17 protein-coding genes are annotated in these 15138 nt (G+C 55.1%); 11 read left to right on the top strand and 6 right to left on the bottom strand.

Features of this window, described 5'->3' with window-relative positions; genetic code table 11:
• Window positions 1-66: 66 nt before the first annotated feature.
• The 3 genes from MICA_RS08140 to MICA_RS08125 all read left to right on the top strand — a co-directional run bounded on the left by MICA_RS08140 (window position 67) and on the right by MICA_RS08125 (window position 1659).
• Window positions 67-519 (top strand): flagellar assembly protein FliX, encoded by a 453-nt coding sequence (locus MICA_RS08140; protein ID WP_014103258.1) that lies wholly within the window; start codon window positions 67-69, stop codon window positions 517-519.
• Window positions 520-642: 123 nt separating this feature from the next.
• Window positions 643-1101, top strand: coding sequence for an RNA polymerase-binding protein DksA (dksA, locus tag MICA_RS08135; protein ID WP_014103257.1), 459 nt, complete (start codon window positions 643-645; stop codon window positions 1099-1101).
• A gap of 207 nt (window positions 1102-1308) precedes the next feature.
• On the top strand, window positions 1309-1659 hold the full coding sequence (locus MICA_RS08125) for a hypothetical protein (RefSeq protein ID WP_236619884.1): 351 nt from the start codon (window positions 1309-1311) through the stop codon (window positions 1657-1659).
• Window positions 1660-1873: 214 nt separating this feature from the next.
• On the opposite strand, the gene flgH is transcribed toward MICA_RS08125, so the two are convergent.
• From flgH to flgF, 4 genes are read right to left on the bottom strand one after another with little or no spacing between them, the layout of a single operon-like run.
• On the bottom strand, window positions 1874-2638 hold the full coding sequence (gene flgH, locus MICA_RS08120) for a flagellar basal body L-ring protein FlgH (RefSeq protein ID WP_014103254.1): 765 nt from the start codon (window positions 2636-2638) through the stop codon (window positions 1874-1876).
• A 44-nt stretch (window positions 2639-2682) separates the two neighbouring features.
• Entirely contained in the window at window positions 2683-3654 is a 972-nt protein-coding gene (gene flgA / locus MICA_RS08115) for a flagellar basal body P-ring formation chaperone FlgA (RefSeq protein WP_014103253.1), read from the bottom strand.
• 19 nt (window positions 3655-3673) lie between these two features.
• Window positions 3674-4459 carry a flagellar basal-body rod protein FlgG gene (flgG, locus tag MICA_RS08110; RefSeq protein WP_014103252.1) on the bottom strand — a complete coding sequence of 262 codons (786 nt, stop codon included), beginning with the start codon at window positions 4457-4459 and terminating at the stop codon, window positions 3674-3676.
• A gap of 39 nt (window positions 4460-4498) precedes the next feature.
• Window positions 4499-5221, bottom strand: coding sequence for a flagellar basal-body rod protein FlgF (gene flgF / locus MICA_RS08105; RefSeq protein WP_014103251.1), 723 nt, complete (start codon window positions 5219-5221; stop codon window positions 4499-4501).
• 370 nt (window positions 5222-5591) lie between these two features.
• Here flgF and MICA_RS08100 point away from each other — a divergent pair, with 370 nt between their 5' ends.
• From MICA_RS08100 to MICA_RS08065, 8 genes are all read left to right on the top strand, one after another.
• Complete coding sequence (locus tag MICA_RS08100; protein ID WP_014103250.1) at window positions 5592-6179, top strand: flagellar basal body-associated FliL family protein; 588 nt, start codon at window positions 5592-5594, stop codon at window positions 6177-6179.
• An 89-nt stretch (window positions 6180-6268) separates the two neighbouring features.
• A complete protein-coding gene (gene fliM / locus MICA_RS08095; protein ID WP_014103249.1) occupies window positions 6269-7378 on the top strand; it encodes a flagellar motor switch protein FliM in 1110 nt (369 codons plus the stop codon).
• Between the two features lie 2 nt (window positions 7379-7380).
• On the top strand, window positions 7381-7956 hold the full coding sequence (locus tag MICA_RS08090) for a DUF6468 domain-containing protein (protein WP_014103248.1): 576 nt from the start codon (window positions 7381-7383) through the stop codon (window positions 7954-7956).
• 36 nt (window positions 7957-7992) lie between these two features.
• A complete protein-coding gene (locus MICA_RS08085; RefSeq protein ID WP_014103247.1) occupies window positions 7993-8742 on the top strand; it encodes a MotE family protein in 750 nt (249 codons plus the stop codon).
• A gap of 12 nt (window positions 8743-8754) precedes the next feature.
• Window positions 8755-9528, top strand: coding sequence for a flagellar motor protein MotB (locus MICA_RS08080; RefSeq protein WP_014103246.1), 774 nt, complete (start codon window positions 8755-8757; stop codon window positions 9526-9528).
• The gene (locus MICA_RS08075; RefSeq protein WP_236619883.1) at window positions 9509-10342 is read left to right on the top strand and encodes a flagellar motor protein MotB; all 834 of its coding nucleotides are present in this window, start codon (window positions 9509-9511) and stop codon (window positions 10340-10342) included. The genes MICA_RS08080 and MICA_RS08075 overlap by 20 nt, the downstream gene beginning before the upstream one ends.
• 38 nt (window positions 10343-10380) lie before the next feature.
• Window positions 10381-13374: a tetratricopeptide repeat protein gene (locus MICA_RS08070; RefSeq protein WP_014103244.1), complete on the top strand. Its 2994-nt coding sequence runs from the start codon at window positions 10381-10383 to the stop codon at window positions 13372-13374.
• A gap of 75 nt (window positions 13375-13449) precedes the next feature.
• Window positions 13450-13935 carry a VOC family protein gene (locus MICA_RS08065; protein WP_041793941.1) on the top strand — a complete coding sequence of 162 codons (486 nt, stop codon included), beginning with the start codon at window positions 13450-13452 and terminating at the stop codon, window positions 13933-13935.
• On the opposite strand, the gene fliP is transcribed toward MICA_RS08065, so the two are convergent.
• Entirely contained in the window at window positions 13932-14810 is an 879-nt protein-coding gene (gene fliP, locus MICA_RS08060; protein ID WP_014103242.1) for a flagellar type III secretion system pore protein FliP, read from the bottom strand. The two genes, MICA_RS08065 and fliP, sit on opposite strands and share 4 nt — an antisense overlap.
• Window positions 14788-15093 (bottom strand): hypothetical protein, encoded by a 306-nt coding sequence (locus tag MICA_RS08055; protein ID WP_014103241.1) that lies wholly within the window; start codon window positions 15091-15093, stop codon window positions 14788-14790. The genes fliP and MICA_RS08055 overlap by 23 nt, the downstream gene beginning before the upstream one ends.
• Between the last annotated feature and the right edge of the window lie 45 nt (window positions 15094-15138).

Here is a 15138-nt window from a genome sequence, read left to right as displayed (position 1 = left end):
CTGAAAGGAATGGGGGTGTTTCCCCCGCGCGTTTCCTCACTATTCCCTTAAGTCACTGGTATTGCCATGAAGATTGAAGGCCCGAATAAAACATCCCAAACCAGCTCCACCCGGTCGAAAGACAAGGCCGGTGCGACGGGGGCGTCTTTTGGTGATTTTATGACGGGGGGGACAGCGGAAACCGCCGCCCCGGCAACGGCCCGGGCGATTGCCCAGGTGGATGCCCTGCTGGCCGCGCAGGAGGTCGAAGATCCCGCCGCCCGTGCCGCACGCCGCCGTATGGTGGGCCGAGCGGATAATGTTCTGGATCAGTTGGAGGCTATTCGCCTGGGATTGTTGACCGGAACGTTGACGGTTGGGGATGTTTTGAACATTGCCGATGTTGTGGCGCAACACCGGGAGCGTATCCAGGACCCCGGTTTGACCGCGATTCTGGATGAAATTGACCTGCGCGCGCAGATCGAAATCGCCAAGATGCGCATGGCGCTGGGCGGGTCCGATCCCCATCCCGGAGCGTGAAAAGCGGCAAAGATCTGTTTATCATTGAATTCAAAGGATTTTTACCGCTTGCCTGAGAGGGGCGGAAATCCATATATTTGAATCTGTTTAATGTACACCCCCTCAGAGCATAGGAATGGGGCCATGGCCACAAAAACAAAAGCAAAGAATACCGATAGCACCTCCACCATCCTGCCGCCGGATTATGATCCGAAAAAGGACAAGGGCGATTTTATGAATCCCCTGATGCTGGAATATTTCCGCCGCAAGTTGATTGCATGGCGCGAAGAATTGTTGCGTGAATCGTCCGAGACCATTCACAACACGTTGCAAAGCACAGAATTGCAAAAGCCGGACATGGCGGACCGCGCGTCAGCGGAAACCGATCATGCGCTGGAACTGCGCACCCGCGACCGCGAACGCAAATTGATTTCAAAAATCAATGAAGCATTGTTGCGGATCGAGGATGGCTCCTATGGGTATTGCGAAGAAACGGGTGAGCCGATTTCTGTTGCCCGTCTGGAAGCCCGCCCGAATGCAACGCTGAGCCTTGAAGCTCAGGAACGTCATGAGCGCATGGAACGCACGCACCGCGACGAATAGGTGGACGTTTTATCGTCTTTTAAAAACCCGGTCCGAAAGGCCCGGGTTTTTTGTTTGGTTTTTCTGTTTTCATTTTGCGAATAGATCGCCTCGCCAATGCACATGTGTGCTGGCATATCCGTTGCCACGTCTTCCGTTGTGGGCTTTAGAAAACGGCGGATTTCGGGGGAAATGACTATGCGGGTACGGTGGTTTTTCGCAAACATCATGACAATTTGCATCGTTTGTTTTGCCAATTCGGCTCATGCGCAACCGGCGGGGTCGATGCGCTATAACAGCACGATCAAAAACATGGAATTTTACGACGGCGTGAACTGGTACGGTTTTGGCCTCGGGCTGGGGTTGGGGGGGTGTCCGTCCTCATCCGAAGGAACCATGGAATTTGACGGTATCTTAAATACATACCGGTTGTGCAATGGCACGGTCTGGATCACGTTGATCGGGTTGCCGACGTTGGCGCTGTGTTCAAAAGTGGGTGCCATTGATTATCGCAGCAATACATTCATGTATTGCGACGGATTACTCTGGATGAATCTCAAGGGTGCAATTGTCAGCTAAGTTTGAAAAAGAAAAACCGGCTCTTGGGGAAGAGCCGGTTGAGGTAACAAGGGTTGGGTCGCTGTTGGGGTCCTACAGCGGAAGGGGGGCGGCGGCCCCCTTACCCCCAGAGCGGAAGGGGGGAAGGGGTTGGGTGGCAAGGGGACGCGCCTTATCTGTTCTCCTTCCATGGCCTTTTCGGGGGTACGAGAAAGGCCGACGGTCGGGTCTGGGGTTAGAAGGGGAACAGAATATCGTAAACCTGCTGTCCGTAACGCGGTTGCTGGACATCGGTAATTTGTCCTTCACCACCGTAAATGATACGGGCTTCGGCAATTTTTTCGTATGAGATCGAGTTGTCGATCGCAATGTCTTCCGGGCGGATCACGCCGGCGACGTTCAGAATGCGTTTTTCAAAGTTCACGCGGACTTCCTGATTGCCCTGGATCACCATGTTTCCGTTGGGCAAGATTTGGGTGATGATGGCGGCGACCTTCATCGTGATTTCTTCTTCACGCTCGATTTTACCGCTGCCAGCATGGCTGGAATCGGCATCAGCACCGACCAGGTTGGCGTTGTCGATGGCATCCGGCAGGATTTGGCCCAGCGAGGCTTCGTATCCCAACAAATTGTTCAGTCCGGCATTTTCGCTGGAGCTGCGGGTCCGGTCCGTTTTGTTTTCCAAATCGGCTTCATCATTGATATCGATGACAACGGTCAGGATGTCGCCGATATTGCTGGCGCGCTGGTCCTTAAAGAAGCTCTTGCGGTTGGATTGCCACAGAGAGTTTGGCTGTTGCATCGCCACTTCCGGCGCAGGCATCGGCATGCTGATCGGTTTATAATCCGGCTGTGTTTGCGGGTTGACGATCGGGCTCATGCCAGGGGCCTGGCCGACATTGGACAGGCGCTCACCTGCGCCGCATGCGCTCAACGATACGCCCATCAACAGGACCAGAGCAAAACGGCTGGCGCGGTTTTTCTGTGTTGTTGCAATCATTGTACTTCTCCTTACTTTCCCTTGTCGTATGCTTTTATTGTTTTTTATTCTGTAACGGTGACTTCATGTGATCCGGTGACAACCGCATCAACCTGAATGTTGCTGGCCAGATTGGTCACGCGGACCAAATCGCCATTTGCACCGTTTTGCAGGGCGCGGCCTGTCGCGGTCAGCATCATCGGACCCGTTTTGAAGATAATGGTGACGTTCTTGCCACGGCTGACCAATTCCGGGCGTTGAATATCCATGGCGCGGACGGGTTGGCCAGCGATGGCGACACGGCGCGGGGTCATGTTGATCAGTTTCTGGGCGTCAGTGATAACGTCGGAACCAATGTCTTTCACATACATTTCAATGAAATCCAGATCATTCATGCCGATCAAATCACCATTGCGCAGGGCAGATTTCAGGACCGGAACGGAAATCATCTGGCGCACCTGGCCGGATACCGGCAGTTTCACCGTTGATTTGTCACGGGACGGCGCGTACACGGTGGCCGTAAAGGTGGATGTGCGCGGGTCATAACGCATTTCATCGATTTCAACCGTTGCCGCCTGATCCACGGGCAGAATGATGTCGTGGTTCGTGCCGTTGATATAGGCCGAGAAATTTCCGGTCAGACCATGTTCGCTCAATTTTTCTTCCAGTGCGGATTCGATATCGCTGGTCGGAATGATCGTGGCGGCACGGGTGACCGTAATTTTGTCGGTCGGGCTGGCCGGACGCCAGTCCAGATCCAGCGCCATGGCGATGCGGAGCAGGGATGACGCATTCAGGGTCAGCGTTTCGCCGGCATTTGGGCCAGGTCCGAGGATATAAGCAGCATTGCGACCGGCATTGTCGAACAGATGGCCGACGGTCAGCGCGCCTTGATCCAGAACCACGTCCTGTTTCAACGATGCGGCGTGGGCTGTGCGGGCCCCGGCCACGGCGATAAAGGCCGCCAGAACAAGGGCCAGAGCCAGCACCGAAATGCGGGCTGCCATATCCAATGATGTCAGAATGGTCTGTTTCATTGTTTTATTCCCTTATCAATTAGCGCAATTGAACCACGGTGCTCAGCATCTCATCGCTTGCGGAAATGACCTTGGAGTTCATTTCATACGCACGCTGGGCGCTGATCAGGTTGGTGATTTCTTCAACCACGTTGACGTTGGAGCTTTCAAGAATGCCCTGGCGAATGCTGCCGAAATTGTCTTCGTTCGGGTTGCCGTTCACGGGCGCTCCCGATGCTTCGGTTTCCAGCAGCAGGTTGTCGCCAATCGCATCCAGACCAGCCGGGTTGACGAAGCTGCTCAGTTCAATCTGGCCGACTTCCTGCATGTTGGTTTGGTTTTGTATTTTCACGAAAACTTGGCCGCTTTCGTTAATTTCAATGTCTGTCGTGTCTTGGGGGATGACGATGCCTGGCTGCAGCAGGTAACCCATGCCGGTGACCAGTTCACCGTCCTGGTTGACCTGAAACACGCCGTCGCGGGTGTAGGCGGTTTCACCACTCGGTAATTCAATCTGGAAGAAACCATCGCCGTTGATTGCCAGGTCCAGCGGGTTTTCCGTGACTTTCAATGTGCCTTGTTCGTGAATGCGGTACACACCAGCAGCGCGCACGCCCAGACCCATCTGCAAACCGGCGGGAACAATCGTGCCAGCATCGGACGATGTTGTGCCGGGGCGGGTGATGTTTTGATACATCAGATCCTTAAAATCGGCACGGCGGCGTTTATAACCCGTTGTGGTCATGTTCGCGATGTTCTGGGAGATGACATCAACATTCATCTGTTGTGCCTGCATCCCTGTGGCGCCGATATCTAATGAACGCATCATAATGGTGTGCTCCCTTTACCCGTGTATCCCGTTAAATTACTGTGTCTGACTCAAGCGCTGGATCATCGTGCGCTGGCGGTCATGTTCACTCTGCAACATTCGTGCCGCGGACTGATACGCGCGCTGCGTATCAATCATGCGGGTCATTTCCATGATCGGATTAACGTTGGAACCCTCAACCATGCCGCTGATCATGCGGGTATCGGTGGCGGGGTTACCCGGTGCATTGGCTTTGTATAAATTGTCGCCGATGGCATCCAGTGAATCGATATTCTCAAATTCGGTCATCATGATCTGGCCGACGGCACCATTTTCCGTCGAAACCATGCCGTCCTCGGCAATACTGACCGACTTGGCATCCTGTGGGATGATGATGGCTGAACCGCCGGCGCTGGCGACGCGATCGCCCGTCGGCGTGACCAAGGCCCCATCTTCGCCCAGCATGAAATTTCCGGCGCGGGTGTAGAATGTTTCTCCGCCACGCGTGATGCCGATGAAACCAGGGCCCTGCATGGCCACATCCAGCGGGTTGCCCGTATGTTGCATCGGGCCGGGCTTGTTGCTGATAAACTGGCCGTAATCCATGACCATGGAGAGGGGGTCTTCGATCCCCTTCGGTTTTTCCACATATTCTGTAAAGAGCATGTACTGGCCGCGATAACCCGGTGTGTTCACGTTGGCGAGGTTGTTCGCAATCGTGTTCATGTCGCTTTGAAGCGCCATCTGACGTGACAATCCGGTGTAGATCGAATTTTCCATTGTCTGTCTGGTCCCTTGTTGACCCGATTATTTTCCGAAAAACTTCTGGCTTGCGAGCCTGAGCCTTCCCCCCAAAGGGTATGCACCCGGCGTGCCAGTTTTAAATATTGTTATTTATCAATGTATTGACTTGCTTTTCATGCGCCTGGCTGGGGGCTTGGCGGGCGGCTATTTGCCGGATTGGGCAAAAATGCGCCGGCATGGGGCAATTTTTTCCATGCGACGGGCACGAATTTCGGTAACGGATTTATGAAAGGGGGGCCTTGCGCGCCAAGGTATGATAGCCTGATAATAGATTCGCTATATATTTCATGGGGCTGGCCTTTTTATCTGAAAGGCTCTCAGCCCCGACCCAAACAGGATGAGTTCCATGGCCGACCAGACAGATGACACCGACACCGAAAACGGCGCAGGCGAAGACGTTGCCGCCGAAGGTGGTGGCAAGAAGTTTAACGCGAAGAAAATTGTATTGTTCGCCGTTGTGCCGCTGTTTCTTTTGCTCGGCGCGGGTGGTGGGTTGTATTTCACCGGCGCACTCGACAAAATTTTGAAGAAGGGTGAGGCCACCGAAGAACATGCGGCCGCTGATGATGGTCACGGCAAAAAAGCGGATGCCCATGGCAAAAGCGACGGCCATGGCGGCGTTGTGGGTGGCCCGGTTTTCCTTGAAATTCCAAACATGTTGGTCAACCTGTCCGGCCCGGATGAACAGCCACGCTATCTGCGTTTGAAGGTTCAGTTGGAAGTGGCAAACCAGGCCGATATGGCTGCGGTGCAAGCCGTGATGCCGCGCGTGGTGGACCAGTTCCAGACCTATTTGCGCGAGCTGCGCGTCAAGGATTTACGCGGATCTGCGGGCATTTACCGTCTGCAAATGGAATTGCTGTCTCGCGTGAACGCGGCGGCCTATCCGGTTGAGGTCAAAGATGTCCTGTTTCAGGAAATCCTGATACAATAAAGGGATAGAGGATTTTGTGGCATGAAGTTTGCAAAGCCACCTGCGTAACACAGTAAAGAGTAACGGCCAGCGCCAAGATTTTAAAGATTATGAGCGATACCGAACTGGAACAAATGACCGATGCCGAACGCGCCATGATGGAAGAATGGGGCGACGGTACCGATTCTGGCGCGGCGAAGGCCGACGCCACGCCGTCATTTGATGGCGGTTTTGACGAAGAGGAAGACGGCGGCACCCGTATTCTGAACCAGGATGAGATCGACTCTCTGCTGGGCTTTGATGACGAAATTTCGGGTGGCGAGGAAATGTCGGGCGTGATGGCCCTGATCAATTCCGCCATGGTGAACTATGAACGCCTGCCGATGTTGGACATTGTGTTCGACCGTCTGGTGCGTTTGATGTCGACATCCTTGCGCAATCTGACATCCGATAACGTTGAAGTCTCGCTGGACCAGGTGTCCACGGTGCGTTTCGGCGATTATATGAACTCTATCCCGCTGCCCGCCATGTTGTCGGTGTTCAAGGCGGAGGAGTGGGATAACAACGGCTTGCTGGTCACAGACTCCGCACTGATTTACTCGGTGGTGGATGTGTTGTTGGGCGGACGTAAGGGCACGCCCGCCATTCGTGTCGAAGGGCGCCCCTATACCACGATTGAAACAAAGCTGGTTGAACGCATGGTGGGCGTGACGCTCAGCGATTTGTCCACGGCGTTTGACCCGTTGGCCCCGGTCAGCTTCCAGCTGGACCGCATGGAAACCAACCCGCGTTTTGCCACGATTACGCAATCGGGGAACGCGTGCGTTCTGGCCCGTCTGCGTGTGGATATGGGTGATCGCGGCGGGCGTATTGAAATTCTGATCCCGTATGCAACGCTGGAACCAATCCGTGAACTGCTGTTGCAGATGTTCATGGGTGAAAAATTCGGTCGTGACTCCATCTGGGAAAACCACTTGACCCAGGAACTGTACAAAACCGAAGTGCAGTTGCAGGCGGTTCTGGCCGAAAAGACTGTATCGCTGCACGATCTGCTGAACTGGAAAGTTGGCACGCGCGTGGTCTTTAATACAAGTGTGGATGATGATCTGGAATTGCGCTGCGGCCATTTCCCGATGTTCCGCGGGCCTGTGGGCCAGAAGCAGGGCAATATTGCCGTGCGCGTTGAACGCTACATCCCGCCGGAAAAGGATGATCAATAATCATGGACGGCGCATTGATTGGTATGATTTTGGACGGAATTGTCCTGCTGTTTCTGGCGGTGACGATCTTCTTTTCCGTGCGCCTGTCGTCGAACATGGCGGCGTTTCGCAGCAGCCGTAAAGAACTGGACAAATTGGTTCAGGATTTATCGCGCAATATCGACCGGGCCGAAGCCGCCATTGCCGGCATGAAATCCGCCTCGCGCGAGGCCGGTGCGGAATTGCAGGAGCGCATGAACAAGGCGCGCATTCAAGCCGATGAACTGAACATCATGACCGAAGCCGGGGACAATCTGGCCGCACGTCTGGAACGTCTGGCGGATCGTGGCCGGGATACGGCGGCACGGATTGATACAAGTGGTGCGGCATCGCCGGGTTTGGGCGCTGTGGCCGCCAGTGTGAAGCGGAAAGAACCGGCCATCGCCGGGTTTAATATCCGCGATCGTGAATTTGAAGATGACGATGCGGGCGTCGACGGGGTTGAGGACGATCTGTCCAGCGGCGACGATGACGCCGATCTGTTCCACAGCAAAGCCGAACGCGAATTGTTCGCCGCCATCAATAAGGGCCGCCGTTAATCGGTGGGCCATCTGATTTCTTTGGGGTAAGTCTTTATGAACCTGCGCAGTAAAATCCGGATGATGCCTATGCTGGTCCTTGTGGCCAGCATGGCGTTTGCCGTGCGCGTGGGTGATTTTGCCTATGGTCTGGGTCATATGGGCTCCGCCATGGCGCAGGAAGAGGTGGACGCGGACGAACATGCCGCACCCCCGGCCATATCCCCAACCGAAGCTGCCGCAAAAGAGGGTGAGGCGGCTGTGGCCGAAGATGAAATTCCGGGCCGTCTGGATCTGGATGCGCCGGGTGAGGAGATCAAGCCGAAACCCGAATTTGATGATGCTGAATCCGTTGAATGGAAAGATGCGGGGGATACCGATATCGATTATTCATCGGTAAAAGCCGAAATTTATCAGGATCTGGCCAAACGCCGTGACCAGCTGGACGCCAAGGAAAAGGAAATGGCCGTGCGCGAAGCGTTGCTGAGCGCCGCGGAGCGAGAGCTGGATCAAAAACTGCGTGAGCTGAATACGGTGCGGACCGAGATTGAAGGGTTGATGCAAAAGCGGTCTGAAGAAGAAGAGGCCCGGATTGCCAGCCTGGTTAAAATTTACGAAGGCATGAAGGCAAAGGACGCCGCGCGCATTTTCAATACGCTGGATCTGGATGTTTTGATCGCGGTGATGACGCGTATGTCGGAACGGAAATCCGCCCCCATTCTGGCCGAAATGGATGCCGAACGCGCCCGCACGGTGACCATTTTGATGGCGGAACAGAAAAAAATGCCCATGTTGCCGCAAAACTGATCGGCAGAATCCATGAAACGCAGACGCAAGAATATTGAACCACAGGGGCAGGGGCTGGCATCCCAGCTTCTGGGGCTGTCGCTGTTCATTATGTTGCTGGCGTTTTTTATCGTTCTGAATTCCATTTCCACGTTTGAGGAATTAAAGGCCCGCAACGTGATGGAAAGCCTGGAATTCACGTTTGCGTCCAAAATTATCCAGCGCGGTGATATGCGCCCGTCGGTCACGAAATCCATTGAAACGTCCATTTATGACGGCGATACGCTGGACCGCGTGAGTGGCCTGTTCCAGGCGCAAATTCCGTCTTATGAAGTGGTGATGAACAAGGAACGCGGCATGATGCACGTGCGCGTTCCGCGTGATGCGTTCGAGCGGGCCGTGACCGCGATTGGCCAGCGCGTGGCCCCGGCGGGAACGAACAAGGAGTCCGCCTTTCAGAATTATTTCCTGCCGACCTTGGTTGTGATGTTGCGGTCCGAAGACCGGGGCCAACCCTTCCGCATGGAAATTACTTATAACGTTGTCGAAAATCCGGCGCGGATGCAGCGGCTGGCGCCACAGGCTTTGCAAGAGACAATCCGTGCCGTCGATGCCATGGCGGAAACGATTGAGAAAGCAGGCTTGCCCGCCAAGCAAATTACGGCATCGGTGCAACAGGGTGATGCGGCGATGGTTGATTTATTTTTCCTGCGCTACGAAAAAATGGATGCATCGAAAATCATCGTTCCCGGGAATAATGAACCAGCCCCCGTAGACCGTGGAGGCGATGATGGCAACGCCCCCTAAACGCACGGCCAAGCATGCCTTTGATGTTGCGGGTGCGCCCAAAAAAATGCCGCGGCGGAATAATCGCCGTATGGGTGATGCGGCGGCCGATGGTAATCCGTTTTTGTGGTTGACGACCTTCACGGATGTGATGGCGTTGATGTTGACTTTCTTCGTCTTGCTGTTCGCCATGTCGGAACCGGAGAAAAAATCATTCTCTGAAATTACATCCGCCCTGCAACAGGAATTCAACCGTTTTTATGGCGCGCAAATGAACGCCGGGCCGGAAGAAACAATCAATATCGCCAAAATCAATTTTGATCAGGCGCTGGATATCCGCTACCTGCAGGCCTTGATCCAATCGGTGATTGACCGTCATGCCGATTTGGCCGGCCGCGTTGTTCTGATCCCGCGTTATGATTCGTTGATCATATCCCTGTCGGAAGATTTGTTGTTCGAACCGGGACAGGCCAGCGTGAAGGACGAGGGCGGAAAGGCGTTGTACAGCCTTGCGGCCACTCTGGCGCGGATTAAAAATAAAATCACGCTGGTCGGGCATGCTGACCCGAGTGCTGTGGATGTGGCGAAGAATTTCGGTTTTACGACAAATTGGGATGTGTCGATGGCGCGGGCGGCGGCCGTTGCGGCGATATTGGACAATGTCGGTTACACCTATCCCGTAACCATTCAGGGCGCAGGGCGGGGCCGGTATGACGATATTGGCACGTCTTTGCCCGAAGACCGCAGACTGGACCTGTCCAGACGCGTGGATATTGTTATAATGAACTACGATTGGCGGGCGGAGCGCGTGTATCCCGACTCTGCCTTTCCATAAATTTACTGTGTCCTTTGGGGAATAATCCGGATTATTGAATGGTGCGTCTGTTTCTGCTCACCGGCGTTTGTTTGACGGCGCTCATGCCCATGGCATGGGCCCAGGACCGTGTGTCCATTCGCACCGGAACACATGACGATTATGCGCGCGTGGTGTTCGATTGGGGAACGTCCGCTCCATATGATTTGAAACAAACGGAACCGGGTGTTCTTGACCTGACCTTCCGCAAAAATGCGGTACCGGATTTAACGGCGGTTGAAAAATTGCCCAACGTGTCATCGGTTGAAAAACTATCCGCCGATGATGAAAATTTAAAAATCCGCATTCGCATTCCGGCGGACAGCAAATATCGCCACTTTCTGATCGGTGATCGCGTGGTGGTTGATGTTTACAATTCCGCCAGCGGGGCGAAGGCCGCCGAGGCTCCGGTGCCGCCCAAACCAGCGGAAGAGAAACCCGTACAGGCCGCAAAGGCCCCAACGCCAGCGGCAAAGCCGGCAGCTGAAAAACCGGCGGCGGACGTTGTTCCGCCATCACCTGTGACTGAACCTGCCCCTGTTGCTGTGGCTGCACCCGTCGCTCCGGTGGAGCAGGGGCCAAGCGTTCTGGAGCAGGAGGCGGCCCGCATCGCGGACCCGCACGTCATTACCGTGTCCTCGACCGAGGAAATGGGCTTGGCCGCGTTTGAACGTAACGGATATTTATGGCTGGTGATTGACCGCCCATCTCTGTCGGTGTTGCCCCAGATCAATGGGCCGAAGAAAGAAGATTTTACACCGTTTGAAAAAGTAGCAACATCCGAAGGTGCCGTGGCTTATCGCACACGTATGCCAGGGGCGGCGACGATTGAGGGTGAGGGCGGCGGCTTGATCTGGCGCGTGATTGTATCGCCGAAGGATAAAGCGGTCGAGCCGACATCGCCAACGCGCGAATTTAAAACGGGCGATGATATTCGTGGTGGGGCGATGGTATGGTCGATGCCGTTGGTCACGAAAAATATTAGCATTGTTGACCCCGATGTTGGCGACACGATTTTGGTCGCCACGGTCGATGCCGCGGATCAGTTTGCGGGCACGGAACGGAATTTCGTCGATTTCGAACAATTGAATTCCTCTATCGGTCTGGCGATTGTGCCCAAGGCCGATGATGTGAAGTTTGAAAAGCGCGCTGGCGGCATCGCGGTAACGCGCCCGGGTGGATTGGCGCTGTCGCGGATGCGCGATGTAACGCAGCGGATTATCGAACAGAAAACGACCGGTGAAACCGAAAATCCGGCGGCAACGGACCCCACAAAAACGCCGCGTATGTTCGATTTCAACCGCTGGATGATGGGGGGGCTGAACGCCCTGCATGATAACCAGCACATCCTGCTGGCCGGTATGGCGGAGAAAGACAAATCTGGCCGGGTGCAGGATTTGTTGATGATGGCGAAAATGAACATGGCCAATGACCGTGGGCAGGAGGCCGTTGGTCTGTTGCGTTTTGCTGAAAACGAAATGCCGGATATCAAAGAAAGCCCTGAATTTTTGGCCCTGCGCGGTGTCGCGCTTAGCATGGCCAGCATGTTCGAAGATGGTTTCCGTGACCTGAACACTCCGGCGTTAAAAGATTACCCAGAACTGGATTACTGGCGCGCTTATGCCGCCGCCGGTTTGGAAGACTGGCAACAGGCGAAGAAATTATTGCCGGCCGATATGACGATTGTGTCCGAATATCCGCGTCGGTTACAGGAGCGGATGCTGTTGCGTCTGGCCGAAATCGCCCTGCGGTCGGGTGAGGTGAAGGCGGCGGAATCCATGCTGGGCATGTTGCAGAAAGAACAGAAACATCTGCAGCCATGGACGGTCGCCACGATGGATTATCTGCGCGGCGAGGCGCACCGCCAGAACAAGGAATATACAAAAGCCGAAGAATACTGGAAACCGTTGCTGACGGGAAAAGATGATCTGTACCGGGCCAAGGCCGGGTTGGCGCTGACCATGTTGCAACTGGATCAGGGGACGATCAAGCTGGAGGAGGCGGTCGATCGCCTGGAAGGCTTGCGCTATATGTGGCGCGGTGACGAGCTGGAGGCCCAGATCAATTCCCGTCTGGGAAAACTCTATCTGGATCAGGCCCGTTATATGAAGGGGTTCAGCATCCTGCGCGATGCCGTGGCGATGAGCCCGGGGACCGACATTTCCAACGACATCGCGTATATGATGACGGATTCATTCAAAAATCTGTTCCTCAGCGACGCGCTGGACAAGATGAGTCCGGTTGATGCGATTACAGTCTACGAGGAATTTCGCGAACTGACGCCCGATGGGGATGATGGCAACCGTTTGATCCGCCGTCTGGCCGAACGTCTGGTCGACGCCGACCTGCTGGGCCGTGCCGCGACCTTGTTGCAGTATCAGGTCGATTATCGCCTGCAAGGTCGCGAAGCGGCGGATACGTCATTGCGTTTGGCCGCCATTTACCTGCTCAGCGATAATCCGAATCCGGTCTTGCGTGTTCTGGACAAGGCCACGACGACCTATGCCGGATTGCCCAAGGACGATAGCGTGAACCAAAAATTGCGCGAAGCGGCCATGTTGCGGGCGCGGGCTTTGTCTGAACTCAAGCGCGTGGACGAATCTCTGGCGATTTTGAATACCTATCCGCCGTCCCCCGACATCAATCGCCTGCGCGCTGATATTGCGTGGAATTCCGGGCGCTGGCAGGATGCGGCGATTGCATTGCAGGATTTGATTGTGGATCAGGCGATTGTGGCGGAACGTCCGCTGACGCAGGCACAGGCCGATATTATCCTGAACCGTGCTGTGGCGCTTAATCTGGCGGGCGACCGTGTGGCTTTGGCCAATATGCGTGAACGCTTCGGCGATCAGATGATGAAAACATCGCGGTCAAAATTGTTTGATGTTGTGACGCGGTCCCGCACGTCCACATTGGCTTCGGACCGCGAAAGTATCGCGGCCCTGGTGTCCGAAGTTGATTTGTTCAAGGATTTTCTGGACACCTACCGCGCATCGGACCAGCCTTCTAACTGACATTAACGGGGTTGATTGCAAGGTAACGCCATCTACATACCATGATGGCTGTAACGTTGTGTCCGGATGGCTTTCATGAATGATTTTTCTCCAGTGGCCGATGGCGTGCGGATCGGGCATGTCCATTTAAAAGTGGCCAATATCGACCGGGCGCTGGCCTTCTACCACGGCGTTTTAGGGTTCAGGATCACCCAGCGTTATGGGCGCGGGGCGGTCTTTCTGGCGTCGGGTGATTACCACCATCATATTGCACTGAACACATGGGAAAGCCTGAATGGGGCGCCGCCTGCACCGGGTACGACGGGGCTGTATCATACGGCGATCCTGTATCCGACGCGGAGTTTGCTGGCTGACGCGTTGCGGCGTGTCATGGCTGCGGGCATTCCGCTGGATGGTGCCGCCGATCACGGTGTCAGCGAGGCCCTATATCTGCGGGACCCGGATCAAAACGGGGTTGAGTTATATTGGGATAAACCGCGCGATCACTGGCCGTTCACGCCCGAAGGTGAACTGGCGATGAAAAGTGAGGCGCTTGACCTTGATGATCTGCTGAAAGCTTAAGGTACGGTTCCGATCGCTTCTGCCGGAACATCAGGGATCAACGCCGGGGCGGGCATATTGATCGGAACGGCGCCGACATCGAAACTTTGCACCAATGTTCCGGCCAGCAGGTGCCAGCCATCCACCAGAACAAAGAATACGATTTTGAACGGCAGTGAGATCATCACAGGCGGCAGCATCATCATACCCATGGACATCAGGATGGACGCCGTGACCATGTCGATAATCACGAAGGGCAGGAACAGCATAAACCCGATTTCAAAAGCCCGGCGCAATTCCGAAATCATAAAGGCCGGAATCAATACCTGCAGCGGTACGGCTTCCGGGCTGGGGAAGGGTTCGGACTGGTTCATTTGCGCGAACAGGGCCAGGTCGGTTTCCCGCACATGCTTGACCATGAATTCGCGGAACGGTTCAACGGTGCGTTTGAAGGCTTCGACTTCGTCAATCTGTTCTTCGATCAACGGGACGACGCCCGCCTGATACGCGGTCTGGAACGTCGGAGCCATGATGAAGAAGGTCAGGAAGATGGCCAGTGAAATCATCACCGTGTTTGGCGGCGTCTGCTGAATCCCGATGGCGGTCCGCAGGAAGGACAGCACCACAATAATCCGCGTGAACGACGTCATCATGATCAGGATAGATGGCGCCAGCGACAGAATGGTCAGTAACGCAACCAACTGAACAACGCGGCCACTGACCGTGCCGTCCTGTGCGCCGGCACCCATGTCCAGTGTCACGCTTTGTGCAAAGGCGGGCGTGTTGATCAGGATCATCAGGATGACCATGGATATGGCGGACAACGCCAATCCCCACAGGGCGACTTTGTTCTTCACAATGCGGCGGGGGGCATTATCCGTTTTTGGCTGTGTCATCGCTTACCACTATTCCTGTTTCAACGATTGTTTCCCCGTTGGGGCCGAGAATGACCAGATGCTGGCGCGCATCGCTGCCGCGTCCACGCTGGAGCAAGATGGCGCGGCGGCGCGCATCCAGCGGCAAAACTTCAACCACACGCATTTGCCGGTTGGTCCCGGTGACGGGCAGGCGCCCGGCATTGATCCGGCGCATAATCAGGCTCAATCCCCCCATCAACGCCAGAACGAAGATCAGGGCGGCGGCAAAACGGGCAAAATCTGTCAAAGATAACAATTCCATAGCGGGTCCAGCATGGCCGTATGGGGGGCGTGAGTCAATTCCGCG

This window comes from Micavibrio aeruginosavorus ARL-13, assembly GCF_000226315.1.
Taxonomy (GTDB): domain Bacteria; phylum Pseudomonadota; class Alphaproteobacteria; order Micavibrionales; family Micavibrionaceae; genus Micavibrio; species Micavibrio aeruginosavorus_B.
The sequence above is the reverse complement of the archived record's forward strand: the minus strand, read 5'-3'. Positions and strand labels throughout refer to the sequence as shown.

Excerpts from the sequence above, each read along its gene's own strand:
- MICA_RS08140 (WP_014103258.1), top strand. The coding sequence starts at position 67 with ATGAAGATTGAAGGCCCGAATAAAACATCCCAAACCAGCTCCACCCGG.
- dksA (WP_014103257.1), top strand. The coding sequence starts at position 643 with ATGGCCACAAAAACAAAAGCAAAGAATACCGATAGCACCTCCACCATC.
- MICA_RS08125 (WP_236619884.1), top strand. The coding sequence starts at position 1,309 with ATGACAATTTGCATCGTTTGTTTTGCCAATTCGGCTCATGCGCAACCG.
- flgH (WP_014103254.1), bottom strand. The coding sequence starts at position 2,638 with ATGATTGCAACAACACAGAAAAACCGCGCCAGCCGTTTTGCTCTGGTC.
- flgA (WP_014103253.1), bottom strand. The coding sequence starts at position 3,654 with ATGAAACAGACCATTCTGACATCATTGGATATGGCAGCCCGCATTTCG.
- flgG (WP_014103252.1), bottom strand. The coding sequence starts at position 4,459 with ATGCGTTCATTAGATATCGGCGCCACAGGGATGCAGGCACAACAGATG.
- flgF (WP_014103251.1), bottom strand. The coding sequence starts at position 5,221 with ATGGAAAATTCGATCTACACCGGATTGTCACGTCAGATGGCGCTTCAA.
- MICA_RS08100 (WP_014103250.1), top strand. The coding sequence starts at position 5,592 with ATGGCCGACCAGACAGATGACACCGACACCGAAAACGGCGCAGGCGAA.
- fliM (WP_014103249.1), top strand. The coding sequence starts at position 6,269 with ATGAGCGATACCGAACTGGAACAAATGACCGATGCCGAACGCGCCATG.
- MICA_RS08090 (WP_014103248.1), top strand. The coding sequence starts at position 7,381 with ATGGACGGCGCATTGATTGGTATGATTTTGGACGGAATTGTCCTGCTG.
- MICA_RS08085 (WP_014103247.1), top strand. The coding sequence starts at position 7,993 with ATGAACCTGCGCAGTAAAATCCGGATGATGCCTATGCTGGTCCTTGTG.
- MICA_RS08080 (WP_014103246.1), top strand. The coding sequence starts at position 8,755 with ATGAAACGCAGACGCAAGAATATTGAACCACAGGGGCAGGGGCTGGCA.
- MICA_RS08075 (WP_236619883.1), top strand. The coding sequence starts at position 9,509 with ATGATGGCAACGCCCCCTAAACGCACGGCCAAGCATGCCTTTGATGTT.
- MICA_RS08070 (WP_014103244.1), top strand. The coding sequence starts at position 10,381 with ATGGTGCGTCTGTTTCTGCTCACCGGCGTTTGTTTGACGGCGCTCATG.
- MICA_RS08065 (WP_041793941.1), top strand. The coding sequence starts at position 13,450 with ATGAATGATTTTTCTCCAGTGGCCGATGGCGTGCGGATCGGGCATGTC.
- fliP (WP_014103242.1), bottom strand. The coding sequence starts at position 14,810 with ATGACACAGCCAAAAACGGATAATGCCCCCCGCCGCATTGTGAAGAAC.
- MICA_RS08055 (WP_014103241.1), bottom strand. The coding sequence starts at position 15,093 with ATGGAATTGTTATCTTTGACAGATTTTGCCCGTTTTGCCGCCGCCCTG.